This window comes from Alcaligenes nematophilus, from assembly GCF_026344155.1.
In the GTDB taxonomy this organism is placed as follows: domain Bacteria; phylum Pseudomonadota; class Gammaproteobacteria; order Burkholderiales; family Burkholderiaceae_B; genus Alcaligenes; species Alcaligenes phenolicus.
In genome coordinates, this window is sequence record NZ_JAPKMZ010000001.1 from 166885 (window position 1) to 189058 (window position 22174).

Here is a 22174-nt window from a genome sequence, read left to right on the forward strand (position 1 = left end):
TTTCCCTGGCAGTGGCTTAGGTCTTAGTCTTAGGCCTTGGCCAGACGCTGCCAGGTGTCCACAACCGTGTCAGGGTTCAGCGACAGCGAAATAATGCCTTCTTCGCTCAGCCACTTGGCCAGATCGGGGTGGTCGCTAGGGCCTTGGCCACAAATACCGACGTACTTGTTTTGTGCCAGACATGCCTTGATGGCACGGCTCAACATGAACTTCACGGCTTCGTCGCGCTCGTCGAAGTCAGCAGCCAACAGTTCCATACCGGAGTCACGATCCAGACCCAGGGTCAGCTGAGTCATGTCGTTGGAACCGATGGAGAAGCCGTCAAAGTACTGCAGGAACTTCTCAGCCAAAATAGCGTTGGAAGGCACTTCGCACATCATGATCAGGCGCAGGCCGTTTTCGCCACGAGCCAGACCGTGGGAAGCCAGCAGCTCAACCACACGCTCTGCCTGACCCAGGGTACGCACGAATGGCACCATGATTTCGACGTTGGTCAGACCCATTTCGTCGCGCACTTTCTTCAGGGCTTCGCATTCCATCTTGAAGCATTCTGCGAAGTCTTCGGACAGGTAGCGAGCCACACCGCGGAAGCCCAGCATTGGGTTCTCTTCCTCGGGCTCGTAACGCGAACCACCCACCAGTTTGCGGTATTCGTTGGACTTGAAGTCCGACAAACGCACAATGACGGGCTTGGGATAGAAGGAAGCGGCCAGAGTCGCAATACCTTCAGCCAGTTTTTCCACGAAGAAAGCACGTGGGCTGGCGTAGCCACGAGCCGCCGATTCCACCGCCTTTTTCAGGTCGCTATCCACATTGGGGTAGTCCAGAACGGCTTTGGGGTGAATCGCGATGTTGTTGTTGATGATGAATTCCAGACGAGCCAGACCAACACCATCGTTCGGGATTTGCGAGAAGTCGAAAGCCAGCTGTGGGTTACCCACGTTCATCATGACTTTCAGGCCGATCTCGGGCATTTGGCCCCAGCTGACTTCTTCGATCTCGGTTTCCAGCAGACCGTCGTAAATACGGCCTTCGTCGCCCTCAGCACACGATACCGTCACTTCCTGGCCTTCTTTCAGCACGTCTGTGGCGTTGTTGCAACCGACCACAGCAGGGATGCCCAGTTCGCGAGCAATAATCGCCGCGTGGCAGGTACGGCCGCCACGGTTGGTGACAATAGCCGAAGCCAGCTTCATGATGGGTTCCCAGTTAGGGTCCGTCATGTCGGTCACCAGCACGTCGCCGGGTTTGACCAGATCCATCTCGGAGGCATCCGCCACAATACGGACTTTGCCCGAACCGATCTTCTGGCCAATCGCGCGGCCTGTAACCAACACGTCGCCGGTGGCTTTCAGGCGGTAACGCTCTTGCACATCGTTGCTGCCTTGCTGGGACTTAACCGTCTCAGGACGGGCTTGCAGAATGTAGATCTTGCCGTCGATACCATCACGACCCCACTCAATGTCCATGGGACGCTGGTAGTGTTTTTCAATAATGGTGGCGTAGCGAGCCAGTTCGATCACTTCTTCGTCGCTCAGGGAGTAACGATTGCGCTCGGACACAGGCACGTCCACGGTACGTACAGCGTGATCGGTGGTACGACCTTCGTCAAATTCCATCTTGATCAGCTTGGAGCCGATACGGCGGCTGATGATGGGGTAGTGACCGGAAGCCAGCGTTGGCTTGTAAACGTAGAACTCGTCCGGATTGACCGAACCTTGCACCACGGTTTCGCCCAGGCCGTAGGAGGAGGTCAGGAACACCACGTCCTTGAAGCCCGACTCGGTGTCCAGGGTGAACATCACGCCGGCGCTGCCCTTGTCGGAGCGCACCATACGCTGGATACCAGCGGACAGAGCCACTTCAGCGTGGGCGTAGCCCTTGTGCACGCGGTAGGAAATAGCGCGGTCGTTGTACAGGGAAGCAAACACGTGGTGAATCTTGCTCAGCACCTCGTCAATGCCCACCACGTTCAGGTAGGTTTCTTGCTGACCGGCAAAGGAAGCGTCAGGCAAGTCTTCGGCGGTTGCGGAAGAACGCACGGCAAAGGAACCTTTGCCATCGGCGTCCAGCTCAGCAAACGCGTCACGTACGGCTTGTTCAAACTCGGCTGGGAACGGAGTGTCGATGATCCACTGACGGATTTCGGCACCGGCAGCAGCCAGTTCACGCACGTCGTCGGCGTCCAGCGCGTCCAGACGCTGCTGAATGCGCTTGTCCAGATCCTTGTTTTTCAGGAAAACGCGGAATGCTTCGGCTGTTGTGGCAAAACCACCTGGCACGCGCACACCGGCATCAGCCAGCTGGCTGATCATTTCACCCAGCGAAGCGTTTTTACCGCCCACTGTGTCGACGTCCGTCATGCGGAGCTTGTCGAAACCAATTACGTAAGACATAAGTCACCTTGAATAGAAAAAAAAGCGTGTTTGCTTAAGGCAGTGATCCCAGCAGCGCTGTCTGTGTGATCTGTCCTAAGCAAACCTGCCTTTCCATCCCCCGATTCGAGCGGTAAATGGTAATCTTGCAAATTGTACCGTTTCCCGAGCATTGTGCACGACTTATTCCATGTCTTCTTCTCCTATTGAGCGTACCGTCTTTGTCGTTTCCGACAGCACGGGCATTACCGCCGAAACTTTCAGCAACTCCGTCCTGTCGCAATTCGCTCAATTCGAATTTCAGGCCATCCGGATCCCCTTCATCGATACCATCGAGAAAGCCCAGTCTGTCGCTGATCGCATTAACCAATGCGCGCAGGAACAGGGCCAGCAGCCTCTGGTCTTCAGCACCCTGGTTGACCCCAAGATGGCGCACATCATTGGCGCAGCCAATTGCACCTTCCTGGACTTGTTTGGTGCCTTTGTACGACACATTGAACGCGCCCTGGGGGTGAAATCCAGCCGTTCCGTGGGCCGTTCGCACTCCGGTGGCATGTCCAAGCGCTACAACAGCCGCATCGAGGCCATCAACTTCAGTCTGGCGCACGACGATGGTCAGTACGTGAATGGTCTGGAACAAGCCGACGTGATTCTGGTGGGTGTGTCCCGCTGCGGAAAAACGCCTACCAGCTTGTACTTGGCAATGCAGTATGCCGTCAAGGCCGCCAACTACCCCATTATTCCCGAAGACTTCCAGCGCGGTACCCTGCCCGCCACGCTGGCTCCTTACCGGAAAAAGATTTTTGGCCTGTCCATTCATCCAGACCGTCTGTCCGAAGTGCGTAATGAACGCCGTCCGGGTAGCAAATACGCCACCATCGAACAGTGCCGCATGGAAGTGGCCGAGGCCGAGCGCCTGATGCGTATGGAAGGCATCCCTTGGCTGTCCACCACCACCAAATCCATTGAGGAAATCTCCACCAAGATTCTGGATGATGTCGGTTTGGACCGCCGCTCCTACTAAGGATTGAACCCCTACCCCTTCGGGCGTATTCGGACAGCCTCAACATCAAGGCCTGAACCCGGTGTGATACCTGGCTCAGGCCTTTTTGTTTGCCGCGGGTACGGTATCAGGTCTGCTGCGCATCCGCTTGCGCCTCTACGGGTGTCGGTTTGCCTATACCGGTTTGCATCCACTATTGTTGCCCCCTCTTAGTCCAGCTTGCCCACCCAAACCTGCGGGTGCTGATCGGCCCAAGGCAAGGCTTGCTCCAATTGCCCAGCCAGCCCGAACAAAAGGCATTCCTGGCCATAGCCGGCTGTAAACATCATCCCTATGGGTAAAGAGGTGGCCACATCCTGCCCAGCAGGCACGGACATGGAGGGCGAACCGCTGATATTGGCCAAAGCAGCAAAAGGCGCTTGCCGGAAGACATGGGCAATCCAGCCCAGGCCATCCACCTGATCCTGTACCTTGTTGTACTCGCCCACCTTCATGGGCAGCGTAGGTACGGTGGGTGTCATCAGCACATCGTACTTCTGGAAATACGCCCCTAAATTCCGTGAGACTGTATTGCGCACGGCAATTGCCCCCAGAATATCAATCCCGCTAATCTTCTTGCCGTAGGCGTAGGCCGCCAGCGTGGCCTGTTCCAGATACTCCTCGTTCACCGGGCGTCCTGTCGCCGCGGCAATGCTGTCTATCCATGCAGCCGTATTCACGTTCCAGAACTGAGCATTGGCGTGCACAAAAGCCTCCCAACTGACGCCGGAGTCAAACACCAGGGGCTCCACCTGATGGCCCAAGGACTCCAACACCGAGGCCATATCAATCGCCTTGGCTGCTATGGCAGATTGGGTTTTATCGCCGCTGGGTGGGTCCATCATCAAGCCGATACGCAAGGAACCCGGATTCTTCTTGACGGCCGATAAAAAGCTCTGCGGGGGCGCTGCGGTGTAATAGGGCTCGCCGATACCGGGACGACTAATCGCATCCAGCAAGGCCGCACTGTCTCGCACACTGCGGCTGACACCCAGGTGGGCCAGCAGACCACTCCACACTTCATCTTGCTGAGGGCCGCTGGAGACGCGCCCCCGAGTGGGCTTCAAACCAAACAGGCCGTTCACTGCTGCAGGGACACGAATAGAGCCACCGCCGTCAGTTGCATGCGCCACTGGCACCATACCTGCCGCCACTGCAGCGGCCGAACCTCCTGTAGAGCCGCCAGCATTAAAAGCCGGGTTCCAGGGGTTCAGCGTAGGGCCTACGCAGCGCGCTTCCGTCGTAGTACTGATGGCGAACTCCGAGGTGGTCGTTCGCCCCAGGGTGACCAGTCCCGCCTCCTTGTAGAGGCTCATCAAGGTGCTGTCTGCATCCATCACCATATCTTGCGCCAGCTTGCTGCCCAACTCGTAGCGCTTGCCCTTCATGGTGATCGCCAAATCTTTAATCAAAAACGGGACACCGTAGAGTACGGAGTCCCGGTCGGCATGGGGATCAACTTCCCCGTCCCAGCTCTCTACAACCGCATTGATTTTACTGTTCAAGGTGTCGACGGCTTTTTTGCCAACTTGGCTTAATTCTTGAACACTGATTTGTTTCTTGGCGACCAGCTCAGCCAGAGCCAGGGCATCATAGGTCGCGTATTCGCTAAGTTTCATTGTTGACCTCATCTGAAAAAGATTAGGAATCCAGCCGGATACAACGATGCAGCGATAAAGGGAGGGAAAGACGACTCTGCACGAGCCGCTAGCAGACAAGCGCCTACTGCGCCAGGCACTCAGTGTTAGCGTACCGATAAGAAGGCGCCTTACTAGATGATTTACTTGATTTTACAAATAGAGACAAGTGCTAGATCAAGACAAAATTAGCGCATACAGGCTAACTCTGCGTGATGCTGTGCAATAAAGCCGCTGGAACTAGCGGCTATGCTGACGACGTTGCTCGTACAGGCACAGTGCGGTGGCAATGGCCACGTTCAAGGACTCAACACCGGGCGCCTGGGGAATGAACAAGCGTTGATTCGCCTTGGCCAGCAAGGCCGGGCAGACACCTTGGCCCTCATTACCAAAAACCCAAATCCCTTGGTCTGGCAGGCTGGATTCGTACAGATCCTGGGTATCCGGGCCCAGAGAGGTCACCAGCACCGGCAAGGCCGCTTGTTCAAGCAATGCTACGCCATCGACCTGCTCATGGATTTGAATGGAGAAATGAGCGCCCTGCGCACTACGCAGCACTTTCTGCGACCAGACGCTGGCACAGCCCGGTGTCAGATACACCGCTTCCAGGCCCACCGCCACGGCAGTGCGCAGTACCGTGCCTACATTGCCCGGATCTTGCACCTGATCCAGCAAGATGGCGCGTTTCGTGGGAGCCGTCCAAGTCTGTCCACGAGGCACGCGGACAATAAAGCCTATGCCCTGCCCCTGGCCGACCTGGGAGACTGCATTCATCAAAGTCGCATTGAAGGTGACGCTGCTATGGCCTGGCAAGAAACGCGCCAGCTCCAGCAACTCGTCGGAGTGGCGGTCCATCTCGAAAACAGCCAGTTCCGGCAAGCCGCGGCGTTCCAGCCACATTTGGCACAGATGAATGCCTTCCAACCAAATCAGTTGATCGCCCCCGTCCAGCTCACGTTTATCGTGAGCCAAGCGCTGTACTCGTTTGAACAGCGCATTATCTTTGGATTCAATCAGCCTCATTGTCTTGAACTTACCTAACTAAAGATGCGCGTACCGGCGCGAAACTTCGACGATGCTCGGGACAAGGCCCGTGCTGGGACAAACGATCCAAATGCAAGGCCGTCCCGTAGCCTTTATGCTGATCGAAACCGTATTCGGGATAGTCTCGGTGCAATTCCAGGCAGACCGCATCCCGCGCTGTTTTGGCCAAAATCGATGCGGCCGCAATGGCGGCATGGCTGGCGTCACCCTTGATGATGGCTTCTGCGGGGCAACACAGGCCGCCTGGAATGCGATTGCCATCCACCAAGGCTTGTTCGGGTTTGACGCTCAGGCCATTACAGGCTCGTTGCATCGCCAACATGGCCGCGTGCAAGATATTGATGTCATCAATTTCTGCCACACTAGCGCTGGCAATTTCCCAGGCTAAGGCTCTTTCCTTGATCAACACAGCCAGGGCTTCACGTCGCTTGGCGGTCAGCTTCTTGGAGTCGTTCAGGCCTTCAATGGGATTGTTCGGGTCCAGAATAACGGCAGCGGCAAAAACGGGACCGGCCAAGGGACCACGCCCTGCTTCATCCAGCCCCGCCACCAAACCTGCCGAGACATCACTGACTAATAAATCCAGCTGCTTCATGCACGCGCCATATTCAAAATGACCTCGGCCGCCAAGGCGGGGGTATCCCGACGCAAGGTTAAATGCATCTCGGTAAAGACCTGCTCGATATGAGCCACATACTCCTGATCGCTCAAGGCTTTCCAGCACTCCTGCGCCAGCTTCTGAGGTTCGGCATCTTCTTGCAGCAGCTCGGGCACGACAAAATCGCGAGCCAGCACATTAGGCAAGCCCACCCAAGGCACATACGGCCTGTCCTGGCCGGACTTCCAACGTATGATGCGCTCCATCATGGGGCTGAGCACATACGAAATAACCATAGGACGCTTGTACAAGGCCGTTTCCAGGCTGGCGGTACCGCTGGCCACCAGCACCGCGTCACTGGCCTCCATCACCGTCCAGGCGGGTGGACGGACCACTCCTTCCGAATCCGGCTGACGAATACCCGCTGTGTTGGCATCAATAATGTGCAAGTTACGGATAGGATGCTGAACCAGAGCCTCTTCAAATTCCTGACGGCGCTTGGGATTGACCATGGGCACCAGAATCATCAGATCCGGGTCCTGGTCCTGCAAAATCTGTACGGCCTGCAAGAAGCGCGGCGACAGCATCTTGACCTCGGAGGAGCGGCTGCCAGGCAACACGCCCAGAATACGACCCGTCTCGGGCAAACCCAGGCGACGACGAGCGTCGGCCTTGTCCGGCTGCAAAGGGATATTCGCTGCCAAAGGATGGCCCACATAGGTCACCGGAATGCCTTCCTTTTCATAGATCTCCGTCTCGAAAGGAAACAGCACCAGCATATGGGAAACCGCTTCGCGGATTTTGTGGATACGCTCGTAGCGCCAGGCCCAGATCGAGGGCCCCACAAAGTGCACCGTAGACACACCAGCCTGACGCAAACGATGCTCCAGGCGCAGATTGAAGTCCGGGGCGTCAATGCCCACAAACACATCGGGACGTTGCCGCAACCATTGATTGCGCATACCCAAATAGGTGGAGACCAGACCCGGAATACGTTTGAGCGCCTCGACGTAACCAAATACCGTCAAGGCGTCCATGGGATAGTATTGGTGGAATTGCTGGGCGGCCATCTCGGGGCCACCTATGCCTTCTACCTGAACGCCAGGATTGCCCTGGCGCAGCCCTTGAATGATGCGAGCCGCCAGCAAATCGCCAGACGGCTCCCCGGACACCATTCCTATACGCAGATCCCGCTTGGCCCCTGTTTGCCCCGACCCGTCTGAACGTGCCGCTAATGGGCTGGAGGCGCTGCTCATGGTCGGCAAATACCCCGGCTGGAGTCATTCAAGAAGTCGATCATGACCTGAACCGCGGCACGGCAGTCAGGCTGCGTTTCCTGCAAGGCTTGCATTTGCTCTACCGCCTGCTCCACCGTCAGCTTGCGACGATACAGCAGCTTGTAACTTTCCTTCACCGCCGAAATCGCTTCAGCCGAAAAGTTGCGACGGCCCAAGCCTTCACTATTGACACCGACAGGACGGAAAGGATCGCCTGCACCGATGACGTAAGGAGGAATATCCTGACGCACCGAACTGGTACCACCAATCATGCTGTGCGCACCGATACGACCGAACTGGTGCACGGCAGTCAAACCGCCCAGAATGGCCCAATCGCCAATATGTACGTGGCCGCCCAACTGGACGCTATTGGCAATAATCGTGTGATTGCCAATCTGGCAATCGTGAGCAATGTGGGTGTAAGCCATGATCCAGTTGTCATTGCCAACACGGGTCACGCCCACATCCTGCACCGTGCCGGTGTTGATGGTGACGTATTCACGAACCATATTGCCATCGCCGATTTCCAGACGAGTCGGTTCTCCAGCGTACTTCTTGTCCTGCGGCATGCCCCCGATGGAGCAGAAACGGTAGAAATGGTTGTTGCGACCAATCGTGGTCACGCCATCTATCACGCAGTGAGGGCCCACTTTGGTGCCCGCCCCTATCGTGACATTGGGCCCGATAATGCTGTAAGGCCCGACCTCGACATCATCTGCAAGCTGAGCGCCTGCTTCGATGATGGCCGTTTCATGAATACGCATAAACTATTCTTCCAATTGACGGATAGCACACATAATTTTGGCTTCGGCAACCACTTGGCCATCGACCAGGGCGCGGCCTGTGTACTTGCACAAAGCGCGGCTGATGCGGTCAGCCGTCACTTCCAGACGCAACTGATCGCCTGGCATCACGGGCTTGCGGAAACGCGCGCCATCCACACCGACCAGGTAATAGGCCAGCTTGTTGTCCACTTTGGCGTACGGATCCTCGGGATCGGTAAAAGAGAACAGTGCGGCTGCCTGAGCCATGGCTTCAATGATCAAGACCCCAGGCATCACCGGCATGTGCGGAAAGTGACCTGTAAAAAAGGGTTCATTCATCGACACGTTTTTAATGGCGACGATGCTCTTGCCGGGCACCAGTTCCAAGACGCGATCGACCAGCAGCATCGGGTAACGATGAGGAAGGCGATCCATAATTTGTCGAATGTCGAGTTCCATGTCCTGTCCTGCTTATTTTTGTTTATTGATATGTTCAGATGATTCATTTGCCCCATCCGCCTGCTGACGTTCCAAAGAACGCAGGCGACGGCGCAAACCGCTCAATTGTCCCAATACGGCAGCATTTTTCTGCCAGTCCTGGTGTCCTGCAAAGGGATAAACCCCGGTATAACGTCCGGGCTGGCTGATGTTGGAGGTAACAGCCGTACCGCCAGAGACGTGCACGTCATCCCCCAGAACCAGGTGTCCCGAGAGCATGGCTGCCCCGGCAATCGTACAACGTGCCCCAATTTGGGTAGAGCCGGCCACCCCCACACACGCCGCCATGGCGGTATGTTCACCGACCTGCACGTTATGACCGATCATGATCTGGTTATCCAGCTTGACGCCGTTGGCCAGCACCGTGTCGTCCAGTGCGCCACGGTCCACCGTGGTATTGGCACCGATTTCAACGTCGTCACCAATACGTACATGACCGATCTGCGCGATCTTGGCCCACGCTCCCTTTCCTTTCACGGGATCCGGTGCGAAACCAAAACCGTCCGCGCCCAGCACCACACCCGAATGCAGAATGGCGCGTGCGCCAATATGCACCTGATGGTAAAGAGTGACGCGTGCGTGCAGCAAGCAGTCCTGACCCAAGGTGGAGCCTGCGCCAATTACGCAATGCGCGCCCAAACGGGTGCCCCGTCCGATCTTGACACCGGCCTCGATCACACAGAATGGCCCGACCGACACACCTTCGCCCAACTCAGCGCTGGCATCAATCACCGCACTGGGATGAATGCCCTGGGGCAAATCCGCCATGCGTACCTGATCAAAACGTTGCGCCAGCAGCGCGTACATCAGATAAGGTTGCGAGCACAAAACCGGGATAAAGGACGGTGCAAAGCCCAGACTTTCATAGGCTTGTGGCGTCAGAATCACCACCGCAGCAGAGGTCTGCTCCAGCAGATCCTGCATCTTGGGATTGGACAGAAAGCTGATTTCCTCCGGGCCCGCAGAAAGCAAAGAGCCTAGGCCCCGAATCCGGGGCATAGGCTCTTTAATGCCTTCTGGCAGCTTGCAATCCAGTCCGGTCTTGTTGATGGCGTCTATGAGTTCAGACAGCTGTACAGCCTGATCAACGTTCAGCAATACCGGCATAGTGCATCAACCGCCCAGTGCTTTCAGAACTTCCTCGGTGATGTCCACACGTGGGCTAACCGTAACGGCGTCCTGAATGATCAGGTCGTAGCCTTGGGAGTCAGCAATACGCTTGATGGCGGCATCAGCCTGCTCAACAATGGCCGAGAACTCTTCGTTGCGGCGACGGTTGAAGTCTTCCTGGAATTCGCGACGCTTGCGCTGCAAATCGGAATCCAGATCAGCCAGCTGACGCTGACGCTTCACACGGTCGGACTCGGACAGCACAGGAGCGTCCTTGTCGAACTTCTGAGCTTGCGAACGCAGGTTGTTGGCCATGCGCTCCAGTTCTTCGTCGCGACGCTTGAATTCTGCTTCGATTTTGGTCTGGGCAGCTTTGGCGGGCTTGGAATCACGCAAGATACGCTCTGTGCTGACAAAACCGATTTTGGTCTGTGCCTGAACAACAGGTGCAGCGGTCATGGCGCCGACACCCAGCGCGGCAGCCAGAACGAGCGCTTTATTGCCACGCGACAAGCTGCGGGCGATGTTTGTAAGTTTTAATGCGATGTTTGACTTCATGAAAAATCTACCTTGCTAATTAGGCTGCAGAATAGTGCAATTGTGCCACTAAACACGAACATCAGAAAGCGGTACCAATCTGGAACTGGAAGGCTTGTTTGTCGTCACCTTCCTTGGCGCGCAAGGCGCGACCGTAGGACAACTGCAGAGGACCGAGTGGGGATTCCCACGACAAGCCCAGACCAGCAGCGTACTTCCAACCGCATGGGTCTTCCGACAGACGATCAGGGCGACCCATTGGGCAACCACCGCTGGTGTTGTCCACTTTGCCGGCATCGGCAAAGACGAACCAACGCAACGTGCGGTCACGTGAGGCACCGGGGAATGGCAGGTACAGCTGGGCGTTGGCGATCATTCGACGCGAACCACCCAGGTAGTCACCCGTCAAGGTATCGCGACCACCCAAGGACGCGCCTTCATAGCCACGTACCGAACCGATACCACCGGCATAGACGTTCTTGATAACCGGGAAGCTCTTGCCACCGATGCTGCGACCATAATCAATGGCACCATTCAGAGCCAGCGTGTAGGCACGGCCCAAGGGAATGTAATGCTGGTGGCTGGCGCGCAGCATGTAGTAGCGCAGGTCCATCGTCCCCATATCCGCCGACAGGCTGGTCAAGCTGCCCTTGTTGGGAGCAATTGCGCTGTCACGGGTGTCCTTAGACCAACCCAGGTTGAAAATAAAGGTATTTGTGCCTTCACCGTACTCATTCACGTAATCCTGGTAGGCACGTGGCGTGTACTGGGGGCTGAGGCGAGAGAGCTTGTTGTGCTCGAAGTTCACGCCCATGAACACACGGTCGTACTCGGAGATTGGCACACCGAAGTTCAAGCCGGCACCAATTGCCGTGTTCTGGTAATCACCCCAACCATCATTGGACTGGTAAGGCGTGGTACGACGGTAGTAAATCGAGGTGGTTTTGCTGATGCCGTCGCCAGTCCAGAAAGGATTGGTGTGGCTGATCACCGCCGCACGGTTCACCTTACTGGTATTGACCTGCAAGGACAGACTATTACCACTACCGAAGATGTTGTCCTGGCTGATACCTGCCGACAACATCAACTTGTCAGTGGAGCCGTAACCAATACCCAGGTTAACCAAGCCGGTGGGCTTTTCTTTCACGTCCACGTTTACGTCGACCTGGTCAGGCGAACCGGGCACAGGTTTGGTGTTCACGTCCACTTCATTGAAGTAGCCCAGACGGTCAATACGGTCACGCGAGAACTTGATGGCGTCCGAGTCATACCAGGCCGCTTCTTGCTGACGCATTTCACGGCGTACCACTTCATCACGAGTACGGACGTTTCCGCCTACCTCGATACGACGCACATACACGCGACGACCGGGATCGACGTAGAAGGTCAAGTCAGCTGTGTGATTTTCGCGATCCAGAACCGGATTCGGGTTGGCATTGGCAAACGCATAACCCAGGCCGCCCAAGTACTCGGTAATCGATTTCACAGTGGCGCTGGTTTTGTCCGAGGAGAAGACCTCGCCTTCTTTCTGCTGGACCAGAGGCTGGATCTTGTCCTCCAGACCCAGCAGATCACCCGCCAGCTTGACACTGCTCAGCTTGTAAGGCTGGCCTTCGTGGATGGTCAAGGTGATGAAAATATCTTTGCGGTCCGGGGAAATCGAAACCTGAGGTGCCTCGGCGGAGTACTCCAGAAAGCCGCGGTTCAGGTAGTAGGAGCGGATGCGCTCCATATCGCCTTCCAGCTTCTCGCGGGAGTATTTATCGGTACCGGTGTACCAGGTCATCATGCCCGAAGTCGTCAACTCCATCTGATCGAGCAAGTCACCTTGCGAGACGGCTTCCGTACCGACGATGCGGATTTCCTTGATCTTGGCCAGACCGCCTTCAAAAATGTCAAAGCTGACACCGACGCGGTTACGTGGCAAAGGCGTGATGATAGGTGTGATTTCCACACCGTACTTGCCCTTGGACAAGTATTGTTGTTTCAGCTCGAATTCGGCCCGTTCCAGCATGGAACGGTCAAAAACCCGGCCTTCTCCAAAGCCTACCTGAGCCAGGGAGTTGGTAATATTCTTCGCATCGAACTCGCGCATGCCATTAAAGGACACCGACGCGATGGTTGGACGCTCTTTGACGTTGACGATCAGCACGTTGGTGCTGGTGTCAATTTGCACGTCGCTGAAAAAGCCCGTGGCGTACAAACGCTGAATCGCGTCTGCGGCCTGCTCTTCCGAGAAGGACTCACCGACCTTGACAGGCAGGGACGAGAACACGGCGCCGGGGTCGACCCGCTGGATGCCGTTGACTTGAATATCGCGCACGACAAACGGTGCAAATGCATTCGCCAAGGCGGGAGCAAGCAGACTTGCCACCAATACGGGCAGAACACGCAACGCAAAAGTAGGTTTCCGGCTAAACGACATCCTGGACAATCCTTGGTCGGTCAAATGGTTGGAAATTGTATGCCACCCGCCCTCAACTGAAAAGGCGGGTGATGTCATTAAAAAAAGCAATACTCATCAGCAGGGCCAACAAGGCCAGGCCCAGGCGCTGACCGATAAGCATCATACGCTCCGAAGCGGGCTTGCCGCGCACAGCTTCGATGGCATAGTACAGTAGATGCCCCCCGTCCAACATAGGTACGGGTAACAAATTCAGTAAACCGATGCTAATACTGATCAGGGCCAGGAAATTCAGGTAGGCGATCAAGCCAATACGTGCTGTCTGGCCCGCATAATCCGCAATAGTAACCGGCCCGCTGACATTACGTACAGAGACTTCCCCCGTAATCATGCGCCCGATCATCTTCAAAGAGAACCAGAAGGTCTGCCCGGTACGGGTAAATCCGCGTTCCACGCTCTCGATCGGCCCATAACGCACCAGTGTCATGGGCATATCCATAGCCACTTTTGCACCGATACGCCCCTGCGCATTGGCATCACCTTCAGGAGTGAGGAGCAGGCGTTGAATTTCGCCGTCCCGCAGCACGTCAAGCTCCAGTGTCTTGCCTGCGGATTGTTGCACCTTTTGAACGAAAGCCGTGATATCGGGCTCGATCAAATCATCCAGCCGGACAATAAGGTCATCCTCCCGCAGGCCTGCCTGTTCGGCTGCCGTATCTTTAAACACCTCTTGGACGATGGATCGCGCCGGACGCAGTACCAATCCTGCCTGGGCCATCAAGTCCTGCCCGTCTGGCAAAATCTCGCCCGCCGGTAATCTCAAGTAACGATTTTGTTCCTGTCCAAGCGTGTCCTTGACGCCCACTTCCAGCTCACCGCCCGAGGACAAGGCGTCCATAAAGGCCCAACGCGCCTGCAACCAGGAGTCCACCGGCTTGCCATCGACAGAGATCAGGCGATCTCCAGCCTCGAAACCAGCTTGTGCGGCGGGTGTCCCTTCTGGAACGGGGCCAATTTGCGCAATAGGTTCTTGAGTACCCAACAAACCCACAAAGGCATAGATCACCACGGCCAGAATCAGGTTGGCCATCGGGCCGGCCAGCACAATCGCGGCGCGTTGTCGCAGGGGTTTATGGTTGAAAGATTCGTCGATCTGCGCCTGCGTGGCATGAGCAGGCGGGTCATTTTGCATGGCGACGTAGCCGCCCAAGGGCAAGGCCGAGACGGCCCATTCGGTACCATTCTTGTCAAAACGGCGGTACAGCACCTTGCCAAAACCAATCGAAAACCGCTCTACCCGCACCCCGCAACGACGGGCCACCCAGTAGTGACCCAGCTCGTGAAAGGTCACCAGCACGCCCAACGCTACCAAGAAAGCCAGCACGGTAAAGAGCATGTTAAGTCCTGTTAAATACGCGCAGAGCTTCGGCAGTAATCCAGCGCCAGCGAACGGGTTTCGCTATCGAGCTCCAAGACCCCGTCCAGAGCATCCAAGGCCTGGCTGGCACGACCATTGAGCTTGTCCAGGCAATGCTCGATCACAGCCGGAATCTGAGTATAGCCAATCTGCCGTTCCAGGAAGCGGTCTACGGCGATTTCATTGGCGGCATTCAAGGTCACGCAGGCGGCCTGACTGCTGCGCAAGGCATCATAGGCCAGTCGCAGACAGGGGAAACGCAGAAAATCAGGCTGCTCAAAATCCAGACGTCCCATTGTGGCCAGATCCAGCAAGCCTACGCCGCTATACAAACGCTCCGGAAAGCCCAGACCGTAGGCAATCGCCGTACGCATGTCAGGCTGACCCAATTGCGCCATGACGGAACCGTCTATGTACTCGACCATGGAGTGAATCACGCTTTGCGGATGCACCACCACATCAATCTGGTCAACAGGCACTGAAAACAGCCAATGCGCCTCGATGACTTCCAGACCTTTATTCAGCATGGTGGCCGAGTCCACCGAAATTTTGCGGCCCATGCTCCAGTTAGGATGCGCGCAGGCCTGCTCGGGTGTCACTCCCTCCAGCTCGGACAGATTGCGCGAGCGGAAAGGTCCGCCGGAAGCGGTTACCAAAAGACGGCGCAGAGCCGCAACTGGCTGACCAGGTTCCGGCGGCAGCTCACCCGCCAGGCACTGATAGATGGCGCTGTGCTCAGAGTCAATGGGCATCAACTGCGCCCCACCCTCTTGCACGGCTTGCATGAAGATACGACCCGCAGCAACCAGCGCTTCTTTATTAGCCAGCAGCACACGCTTGCCGGCACGTGCAGCGGCCAGGGCCGAGGGCAAACCTGCGGCGCCGATAATCGCGGCCATGACGGTAGTGACTTGCGGATCGGCAGCCGTGTCGGCCAGCGCCTGAGCACCTACCCGAATCTCTGGCAAGGCACCGCCCTGCCACGCGGCCAGAAAGCGGCTACGCGCGGCTTCATCCGGCACGAGGACAACACGGGCTGCGCTGTCACGAGCTTGCTCGGCCAACAGCTCCATACGAGTGTGGCCGCTCACGGCATAAACCGCCATCCGATCGGGATGACGAGCAATCACATCCAGTGTGCTGATACCAATAGAGCCAGTGGCTCCTAACACACAAACATGCTGGAAACTCATGAGTTCTTCCTTGACGCAAACACTTTGAATCCACGCAGGACTAAAAGAGCCACGCCCCACTTAGCAACAAGGCCACGGGAGCAACCGGCAGCAAGGCGTCGATACGGTCGTACACCCCACCATGGCCGGGCAATAATTGACTGGAATCTTTAACAGCGGCACGGCGCTTGAGCAGGGACTCAAACAAATCACCCACGATAGAGAGGGCCGCCAGAGCAACACCCAAAGCAGCCGTGGCCACCCAGCCCCAGCGCTGCAGCACGTCGGCGCCGAAACTGCCGGCCCAATTTGCGCTGATCAACATCCATGCAGCAGCGGCAACCATACCACCGAGCGCTCCAGCCCAGGTCTTGCCCGGACTGACACGCGGGGCCAGTTTGGCTTTACCGAAGGCACGTCCAGCGAAGTAAGCAGCGATGTCTGCCACCCAGATCAGGACCAGCAAGGAGAGCACGTAAACAATGCCCTGTGTATGCAGAAACAGATATAGGCTGGCCCAGGCGACCAAAGGAGCGAGCACACCCATCACGCTGAGCAAGACGCCTTGTGCACGCTGTGTGGCCTGACCTTGCAGTACCAGCCCGGTAGCGCCTACGACCCACAAGGCCGCCATCAGGGGCACCAGACCACGGTAGACCAAATCAGCCGCCTGCCCTTGCGGGCCGGTGTGATACCAGTGCACGCTTAGCCACAGCATCAAGGCACCGTTGAGCAAGGCCAGGGGCCAGGCCCAACGCTGCTGCTCCTGGGACAGGCTCAGGCGCTCCCATTCCCAGCAAGCCAGCGTACTCATCAGGACAAAAATAGCCAGCAATGGCCAGCGCACGGGGGCAAGCATGGCCGCGCCCAGAATGACCAGCAGGATCAGGGCGGTGATGACTCGTTGTTTCAACATAGATAAGGCTCCGTCAAGGCGCGGGGCTACCCTGCACCTGGGCACTGGTGCGCCCAAAGCGCCGCTCGCGCCCACGATACCACTCGAAGGCCTGCTCCAGCTGCGTCCGGTCAAAATCCGGCCAGTACGCGTCTGTAAAGTACAGTTCGGTATAGGCCATCTGCCAGATCAAAAAATTGGAAATGCGGCGCTCTCCGCCCGTGCGGATGAACAAATCCGGTTCGGGGGCGTAAGACATCGCCAAATAGGGACTGAACATGGCCTCATCCAGTTGTTCGGGATGATCGACCAAATGGGGATTGGCAACCAAGGCCTTTCGGGTCGCCTGCAAAATATCCCAACGACCACCGTAATTGGCGGCAATCGTCAAATGCAAGGTGTCGTTATCACGCGTTTGTTCTTCTGCGTCGGCAATCAGCCCGCGCAATTCTTCGCTAAATGCGGATAGCTCACCAATAATATGAAGTCGGACGCCGTTTTTTTTCAGTGTTGCCACTTCTTTTTGCAGCATCTTGACGAACAGCCCCATCAACAGGGACACCTCTTCAGGAGGGCGTCGCCAGTTCTCGGAGCTGAACGCAAACAGGGTCAAATAACGCACGCCGAGCTCGCCACAGGCCTCGACAATACGCCGGACGGTTTGCACACCACGCAAGTGCCCTGCCGTGCGTGGCAAAAGACGACGGGTTGCCCATCGTCCATTGCCGTCCATGACAATCGCCAGGTGGCCAGGAACCTGACCGTGTTCCGGAATAGTTTGGGTAGAACTGAAAGAAATCACCTAGCCACCTGTGCAAAAGCCGTTAGACCGTCATGATCTCGGCTTCTTTCTGGGCGATCAGCTTGTCGACTTCAGCCACATACTTGTCGGTCAGCTTCTGGATTTCGTCCTGGGCGCGACGCTCGTCGTCCTCGGAGATTTCCTTGTCCTTGACTTGCTTTTTGAGCGTGTCATTGGCGTCACGACGCAGGTTGCGAATGGCGACCTTGGCATCTTCGCCTTCGCCACGCACCACTTTGGCCAGATCGCGACGGCGCTCTTCGGTCAGCGCAGGCATGGGCACACGAATGCTCTCGCCCATCGAGATGGGGTTCAGACCCAGCTCGTTATCACGAATGGCTTTTTCAATCGGGCCAGCCATATGCTTTTCCCACACTTGCACGTTCAGCGTGCGAGCATCCACCACCGTGATGTTGCCCACCTGGCTGACCGGCACCATGGAGCCGTAGTACTCAACCTGAATGTGATCGAGCAAGCCTGCAGTAGCACGGCCAGTGCGAATTTTGGCCAGGCCTGTCTTGAGAGACTCGAGGGACTTACCCATCCGGCTGTCGGTCGATGCTTTAATCTCGGAAAGACTCATGGACTAAATTCCTATAACTTTAAACGTGAACCAGGGTGCCTTCATCTTCACCAGAGACCGCGCGCGTCAAGGCGCCGGGCTTGTTGATGGAGAACACTTTAATCGGCAGTTTCTGATCGCGACACAAGGCAAAGGCGGTCGCGTCCATCACTTCCAGACGGCGTACGATAGCCTCATCAAAGCTGATACGCGAGTAACGCGTCGCACCTGGATCTTTATTGGGATCGGCACTGTAGATGCCGTCGACTTTGGTCGCTTTCAGTACGATTTCCGCACCCACTTCGGCGCCGCGCAAGGCTGCTGCCGTATCGGTAGTAAAGAACGGGTTGCCCGTACCGGCTGCAAAAATAACAACTTTGTTTTCTTCCAGGTAACGCAGTGCCTTGGGACGAATGTAAGGCTCTACGACCTGCTCAATATTCAGGGCAGATTGCACACGGGCATCCAGGCCACGGTGCTTCAAGGCATCTTGCAAGGCCAGCGCATTCATGACGGTAGCCATCATGCCCATGTAGTCGGCTGTCGCACGATCCATGCCCTGGGCACCTGGAGCGATGCCGCGAAAGATATTGCCCCCGCCAATCACGATAGCCAGCTGTACCCCCAACTGGGCAACCTGGGCGATCTCCTCCGTCATGCGAATGATTGTGCTGCGATTAATACCGAACGAGTCCTCGCCCATCAGCGCTTCGCCGGAGAGCTTCAACAGAACACGTTTGTAATGAGGGGTAGTCATGGGTGGGATTCCAAGTGACGAAGACAGAAGAGAGTGTAAAGCAGCAGGGCAGGCACCGCCACTACGGTGCCTGCCCTGAAAAAACAAGCTAGATTAGGCTTGGCCGGCAGCAGCAGCTACCTCAGCGGCGAAATCTTCAACACGCTTCTCAATGCCTTCACCCACAACGTACAGGGTAAAGCCAGCGATCGATGCTTTTTTCTCGTCCAGCATTTGCTGCACGCTTTGCTTGTCGTTCTTGACGAAAGGCTGGCTCAGCAGAGTCACTTCTTTCAGGAACTTGGCAACAGCGCCGTCAACCATTTTGGTGACGATGTCAGCAGGTTTGCCGGATTCAGCGGCTTTCTGAGCAGCCACGGAGCGCTCGGCTTCGATCTCGGCAGCGTCAACACCCGAAGCGTCCATTGCTTTAGGACGAGTCGCGGCGATGTGCATGGCCAGGTCTTTACCCACTTCTTCGTCGCCACCGGCGAAATCAACCAATACGCCGATCTTGCCACCGTGAACGTAGCTGGCCAGTTGGCCGGCTGTTTCGTAGCGCTGGAAGCGACGGATCGAGATGTTTTCACCAATTTTGCCAACCAGAGCAGCGCGCACGGTCTCGACATTGCTGTCGGCCAGTGGCAGTTCAGCCAAAGCGGCCAGATCTGCCGGGTTGTTCTTGGCGACCAGTTGGGCGACGTCGTTGATAAAGCCGATGAAGTCATCGTTCTTGGCAACAAAGTCGGTTTCGCAGTTAACTTCAACTACGGAGCCGGTCTTGGCATCGTCAGCGATGTAAACAGAAACCAGGCCTTCAGCGGTAACGCGGGTAGCTGCTTTGCTAGCCTTGCTGCCCAGCTTCACGCGCAAGATTTCTTCAGCACGTGCCATATCGCCGTCGGCTTCGGTCAGTGCTTTTTTGCATTCCATCATGGGCGCGTCGGTTTTCTCGCGCAATTCTTTAACCATCGATGCGGTGATTTGAGCCACGGTTTTCTCCAATTCTGTAGAACATGCCCCGGCAAGCCGGGGCGATACGAAGGGTCACTGTAGCTGTCTGCCATGACAACTGATGGTGTCTGGCAGACAGCGGTGAGCCTGTTACTCCTGGGTGTCAGCCTGAACTTCGACGAACTCTTCGTCAGCGGCGATTTCTTCAACCAGACCATTCAGGTTCTGTTCGCGGCCAGCCAGCACGGCGTCAGCCATGCCACGGGCGTACAGAGCGATAGCCTTGGCCGAGTCATCGTTACCAGGGATCACGTAATCCAGACCTTCTGGCGAGTGGTTGGTATCAACCACGGCCACCACGGGGATACCCAGAGTGCGGGCTTCAGCCACGGCAATCTTGTGGTAGCCAACGTCGATCACGAACAGGGCGTCAGGCAGGTTGTTCATGTCCTTGATACCGCCGATGGCCTTGTGCAGCTTTTCCAGTTCGCGTTCGAACATCAAGGCTTCTTTCTTGCTCATGGTTTCCAGACGGCCTTCAGCCATCTGAGCTTCCATTTCCTTCAGACGCTTGATGGAAGTCTTGACCGTTTTGAAGTTAGTCATCATGCCACCCAACCAGCGGCTGTCGACGTAAGGCATGCCGCAACGTTCGGCCTCAGCAGCCACCAGTTCGCGAGCAGCGCGCTTGGTGCCTACGAACAGCACGTTGCCACCACGGGCAGCCAGTTGACGCACGAATTTGGTTGCTTCTTCGTACTGAACAACCGTTTTTTCCAGGTTGATGATGTGGATGTTGTTACGCTGACCGAAGATGAACGGAGCCATCTTGGGGTTCCAGTAACGGGTTTGGTGGCCAAAGTGCACACCAGCTTCCAGCATTTCACGCATTAAAGACATAAAGTTCTCCAAGGGTTTGGTCTTGTAACTGCCCGGTATCCGGTAAGGGCCGCAGCCTGTGCTGCATTCCAGACACCCCGAGACGGACAGTCACGCGATTTACAACTTAAAACATAAAAACGTTGCCCAACATGAGCGAACGCCTGCACTGCAACGGACTCACGCCTGCAGGCAGACAAGATATCTGCCATCCGGGCCCGAGCCTGAAACTTTTCTGGCTACCGCCTGCATACAGGGCACTGTTCGCAGGTGTATCCTAGAGGATTGCTTGGTCAGCATCACTTGAACAAGAACCGGGCTGCTGCCCATGTTGCTTTTGCAACGCTTGTGATCGTGCTGACCCTGTATTCGTTGTGAATTTTGCGTGTTTTTGCTGGCTCGCAGCGCCCTGAGGCGTTTTTTTCAATCTTGGAGCAGACTGTCCTGACCCCTTGCTTGACTCATCAGTTCTGAAGATTCAGAAAGCCTGAGAAAAGCCGGCCAACCCAGGAGAACCTAGATTTAATGCGGTAAACAGCGTCTTGCGCTGCCTGACACCGCCTTGCTTGGAAGCCGCCAGATCACCCCAAACGGGACGGCGCGTAACTGCAAAATTCACAAAAGCCTATAATTCTACTATTTTTCAATAGACCTGTTCAAGTTGCTATGAGTATTCTCGTCACAGACCCCACTGATCTCGAAAAAATGCGCGCTGCTTGCCAGACCGCGGCATCCATCCTTGATTACCTGACTCCCTTTGTCAAAGCAGGTGTCACGACCGGCGAACTGGATCGCCTGTGCATGGAGCGCATCAATGAACTGGGGGTCAAATCTGCCACCGTAGGCTACGCGCCTCCTGGCTACCCACCCTTTCCAGGCTCTATTTGTACCTCCGTCAACCACGTTATCTGTCACGGCATCCCCGGCGACAAAGTGTTGAAAAATGGCGACATTCTGAATATGGACGTCACCATTATTCAAGACGGCTGGTTTGGCGACACCAGCCGTATGTACTACGTGGGCGAGCCCAGCATCCTGGCCCGCCGCCTGACTGAAACCACCTACGAATGCATGTGGCTGGGTATTGATCAAGTCAAACCCGGCGCCACCCTGGGTGATGTCGGCCACGCCATTCAGCAACACGCTGAAAAACAAGGTTTTTCCGTTGTGCGCGAATACTGCGGCCATGGTGTGGGCCAGAAGTTTCACCAGGATCCGCAAGTGCTGCACTACGGCAAACCCGGCACCGGCGTAAAACTGGAACCCGGCATGATTTTCACCATCGAGCCCATGATCAACGCCGGTCGTCGCGAACTGCGCACGCTGGCTGACCAATGGACCGTGGTGACCCGCGACCACAGCCTGTCGGCCCAATGGGAGCACGCGGTGCTGGTAACCGATACCGGCTACGAAGTGCTGACCGTCTCGCCCGGCATGCCTGCCCCTCCAGCCATTATCAACAAGGCCTGAA

At 56.4% G+C, this 22174-nt stretch carries 20 protein-coding genes; 2 read left to right on the top strand and 18 right to left on the bottom strand.

Going from position 1 to position 22174, the window contains the following annotated elements; translation table 11 throughout:
* Window positions 1-29: 29 nt before the first annotated feature.
* Window positions 30-2396 carry a phosphoenolpyruvate synthase gene (gene ppsA, locus OSH04_RS00800; protein WP_021446560.1) on the bottom strand — a complete coding sequence of 789 codons (2367 nt, stop codon included), beginning with the start codon at window positions 2394-2396 and terminating at the stop codon, window positions 30-32.
* Between the two features lie 169 nt (window positions 2397-2565).
* On the opposite strand from ppsA, the gene ppsR reads away from it, so the two are divergent.
* Window positions 2566-3399, top strand: a complete 834-nt coding sequence (gene ppsR / locus OSH04_RS00805) for a posphoenolpyruvate synthetase regulatory kinase/phosphorylase PpsR (protein WP_035271714.1) — start codon at window positions 2566-2568, stop codon at window positions 3397-3399.
* Window positions 3400-3587: 188 nt separating this feature from the next.
* Here the strand turns inward: ppsR and OSH04_RS00810 are convergent, their stop codons facing one another.
* The 17 genes from OSH04_RS00810 to rpsB all read right to left on the bottom strand — a co-directional run bounded on the left by OSH04_RS00810 (window position 3588) and on the right by rpsB (window position 20724).
* Window positions 3588-5036, bottom strand: a complete 1449-nt coding sequence (locus OSH04_RS00810; protein ID WP_203144564.1) for an amidase — start codon at window positions 5034-5036, stop codon at window positions 3588-3590.
* Between the two features lie 258 nt (window positions 5037-5294).
* Window positions 5295-6077, bottom strand: a complete 783-nt coding sequence (locus tag OSH04_RS00815) for a TrmH family RNA methyltransferase (protein ID WP_266107768.1) — start codon at window positions 6075-6077, stop codon at window positions 5295-5297.
* A gap of 10 nt (window positions 6078-6087) precedes the next feature.
* Window positions 6088-6693 carry a ribonuclease HII gene (rnhB, locus tag OSH04_RS00820; protein ID WP_035271720.1) on the bottom strand — a complete coding sequence of 202 codons (606 nt, stop codon included), beginning with the start codon at window positions 6691-6693 and terminating at the stop codon, window positions 6088-6090.
* Entirely contained in the window at window positions 6690-7871 is a 1182-nt protein-coding gene (gene lpxB, locus OSH04_RS00825; RefSeq protein ID WP_266108046.1) for a lipid-A-disaccharide synthase, read from the bottom strand. Before lpxB ends, rnhB begins: the two co-directional genes overlap by 4 nt.
* A 77-nt stretch (window positions 7872-7948) precedes the next feature.
* A complete protein-coding gene (gene lpxA / locus OSH04_RS00830) occupies window positions 7949-8737 on the bottom strand; it encodes an acyl-ACP--UDP-N-acetylglucosamine O-acyltransferase (protein WP_021446558.1) in 789 nt (262 codons plus the stop codon).
* Window positions 8738-8740: 3 nt separating this feature from the next.
* Window positions 8741-9196: a 3-hydroxyacyl-ACP dehydratase FabZ gene (gene fabZ, locus OSH04_RS00835; RefSeq protein WP_003799758.1), complete on the bottom strand. Its 456-nt coding sequence runs from the start codon at window positions 9194-9196 to the stop codon at window positions 8741-8743.
* A 12-nt stretch (window positions 9197-9208) separates the two neighbouring features.
* Window positions 9209-10342, bottom strand: coding sequence for a UDP-3-O-(3-hydroxymyristoyl)glucosamine N-acyltransferase (gene lpxD / locus OSH04_RS00840; protein WP_266107769.1), 1134 nt, complete (start codon window positions 10340-10342; stop codon window positions 9209-9211).
* Window positions 10343-10348: 6 nt separating this feature from the next.
* Complete coding sequence (locus tag OSH04_RS00845) at window positions 10349-10903, bottom strand: OmpH family outer membrane protein (protein WP_003799754.1); 555 nt, start codon at window positions 10901-10903, stop codon at window positions 10349-10351.
* Window positions 10904-10964: 61 nt separating this feature from the next.
* Window positions 10965-13307, bottom strand: a complete 2343-nt coding sequence (gene bamA, locus OSH04_RS00850) for an outer membrane protein assembly factor BamA (RefSeq protein WP_254001880.1) — start codon at window positions 13305-13307, stop codon at window positions 10965-10967.
* A 52-nt stretch (window positions 13308-13359) separates the two neighbouring features.
* Complete coding sequence (rseP, locus tag OSH04_RS00855) at window positions 13360-14682, bottom strand: RIP metalloprotease RseP (protein ID WP_115633732.1); 1323 nt, start codon at window positions 14680-14682, stop codon at window positions 13360-13362.
* An 11-nt stretch (window positions 14683-14693) separates the two neighbouring features.
* Window positions 14694-15896 carry a 1-deoxy-D-xylulose-5-phosphate reductoisomerase gene (locus tag OSH04_RS00860; RefSeq protein ID WP_083053483.1) on the bottom strand — a complete coding sequence of 401 codons (1203 nt, stop codon included), beginning with the start codon at window positions 15894-15896 and terminating at the stop codon, window positions 14694-14696.
* Window positions 15897-15936: 40 nt separating this feature from the next.
* Window positions 15937-16791: a phosphatidate cytidylyltransferase gene (locus OSH04_RS00865; RefSeq protein ID WP_035271728.1), complete on the bottom strand. Its 855-nt coding sequence runs from the start codon at window positions 16789-16791 to the stop codon at window positions 15937-15939.
* Between the two features lie 13 nt (window positions 16792-16804).
* Window positions 16805-17569, bottom strand: coding sequence for a polyprenyl diphosphate synthase (gene uppS, locus OSH04_RS00870; RefSeq protein ID WP_115634039.1), 765 nt, complete (start codon window positions 17567-17569; stop codon window positions 16805-16807).
* A 25-nt stretch (window positions 17570-17594) separates the two neighbouring features.
* The gene (gene frr, locus OSH04_RS00875; protein WP_009457015.1) at window positions 17595-18155 is read right to left on the bottom strand and encodes a ribosome recycling factor; all 561 of its coding nucleotides are present in this window, start codon (window positions 18153-18155) and stop codon (window positions 17595-17597) included.
* 19 nt (window positions 18156-18174) lie between these two features.
* A complete protein-coding gene (pyrH, locus tag OSH04_RS00880) occupies window positions 18175-18891 on the bottom strand; it encodes a UMP kinase (RefSeq protein WP_003799741.1) in 717 nt (238 codons plus the stop codon).
* 93 nt (window positions 18892-18984) lie between these two features.
* Window positions 18985-19863: a translation elongation factor Ts gene (gene tsf, locus OSH04_RS00885; RefSeq protein ID WP_009457016.1), complete on the bottom strand. Its 879-nt coding sequence runs from the start codon at window positions 19861-19863 to the stop codon at window positions 18985-18987.
* Between the two features lie 111 nt (window positions 19864-19974).
* Window positions 19975-20724 carry a 30S ribosomal protein S2 gene (gene rpsB / locus OSH04_RS00890; RefSeq protein ID WP_266107770.1) on the bottom strand — a complete coding sequence of 250 codons (750 nt, stop codon included), beginning with the start codon at window positions 20722-20724 and terminating at the stop codon, window positions 19975-19977.
* A 645-nt stretch (window positions 20725-21369) separates the two neighbouring features.
* On the opposite strand from rpsB, the gene map reads away from it, so the two are divergent.
* Window positions 21370-22173, top strand: a complete 804-nt coding sequence (gene map, locus OSH04_RS00895) for a type I methionyl aminopeptidase (RefSeq protein WP_009457018.1) — start codon at window positions 21370-21372, stop codon at window positions 22171-22173.
* Window position 22174 lies beyond the last annotated feature (1 nt).

Excerpts from the sequence above, each read along its gene's own strand:
- ppsA (WP_021446560.1), bottom strand. The coding sequence starts at position 2,396 with ATGTCTTACGTAATTGGTTTCGACAAGCTCCGCATGACGGACGTCGAC.
- ppsR (WP_035271714.1), top strand. The coding sequence starts at position 2,566 with ATGTCTTCTTCTCCTATTGAGCGTACCGTCTTTGTCGTTTCCGACAGC.
- OSH04_RS00810 (WP_203144564.1), bottom strand. The coding sequence starts at position 5,036 with ATGAAACTTAGCGAATACGCGACCTATGATGCCCTGGCTCTGGCTGAG.
- OSH04_RS00815 (WP_266107768.1), bottom strand. The coding sequence starts at position 6,077 with ATGAGGCTGATTGAATCCAAAGATAATGCGCTGTTCAAACGAGTACAG.
- rnhB (WP_035271720.1), bottom strand. The coding sequence starts at position 6,693 with ATGAAGCAGCTGGATTTATTAGTCAGTGATGTCTCGGCAGGTTTGGTG.
- lpxB (WP_266108046.1), bottom strand. The coding sequence starts at position 7,871 with ATGGTGTCCGGGGAGCCGTCTGGCGATTTGCTGGCGGCTCGCATCATT.
- lpxA (WP_021446558.1), bottom strand. The coding sequence starts at position 8,737 with ATGCGTATTCATGAAACGGCCATCATCGAAGCAGGCGCTCAGCTTGCA.
- fabZ (WP_003799758.1), bottom strand. The coding sequence starts at position 9,196 with ATGGAACTCGACATTCGACAAATTATGGATCGCCTTCCTCATCGTTAC.
- lpxD (WP_266107769.1), bottom strand. The coding sequence starts at position 10,342 with ATGCCGGTATTGCTGAACGTTGATCAGGCTGTACAGCTGTCTGAACTC.
- OSH04_RS00845 (WP_003799754.1), bottom strand. The coding sequence starts at position 10,903 with ATGAAGTCAAACATCGCATTAAAACTTACAAACATCGCCCGCAGCTTG.
- bamA (WP_254001880.1), bottom strand. The coding sequence starts at position 13,307 with ATGTCGTTTAGCCGGAAACCTACTTTTGCGTTGCGTGTTCTGCCCGTA.
- rseP (WP_115633732.1), bottom strand. The coding sequence starts at position 14,682 with ATGCTCTTTACCGTGCTGGCTTTCTTGGTAGCGTTGGGCGTGCTGGTG.
- OSH04_RS00860 (WP_083053483.1), bottom strand. The coding sequence starts at position 15,896 with ATGAGTTTCCAGCATGTTTGTGTGTTAGGAGCCACTGGCTCTATTGGT.
- OSH04_RS00865 (WP_035271728.1), bottom strand. The coding sequence starts at position 16,791 with ATGTTGAAACAACGAGTCATCACCGCCCTGATCCTGCTGGTCATTCTG.
- frr (WP_009457015.1), bottom strand. The coding sequence starts at position 18,155 with ATGAGTCTTTCCGAGATTAAAGCATCGACCGACAGCCGGATGGGTAAG.
- pyrH (WP_003799741.1), bottom strand. The coding sequence starts at position 18,891 with ATGACTACCCCTCATTACAAACGTGTTCTGTTGAAGCTCTCCGGCGAA.
- rpsB (WP_266107770.1), bottom strand. The coding sequence starts at position 20,724 with ATGTCTTTAATGCGTGAAATGCTGGAAGCTGGTGTGCACTTTGGCCAC.
- map (WP_009457018.1), top strand. The coding sequence starts at position 21,370 with ATGAGTATTCTCGTCACAGACCCCACTGATCTCGAAAAAATGCGCGCT.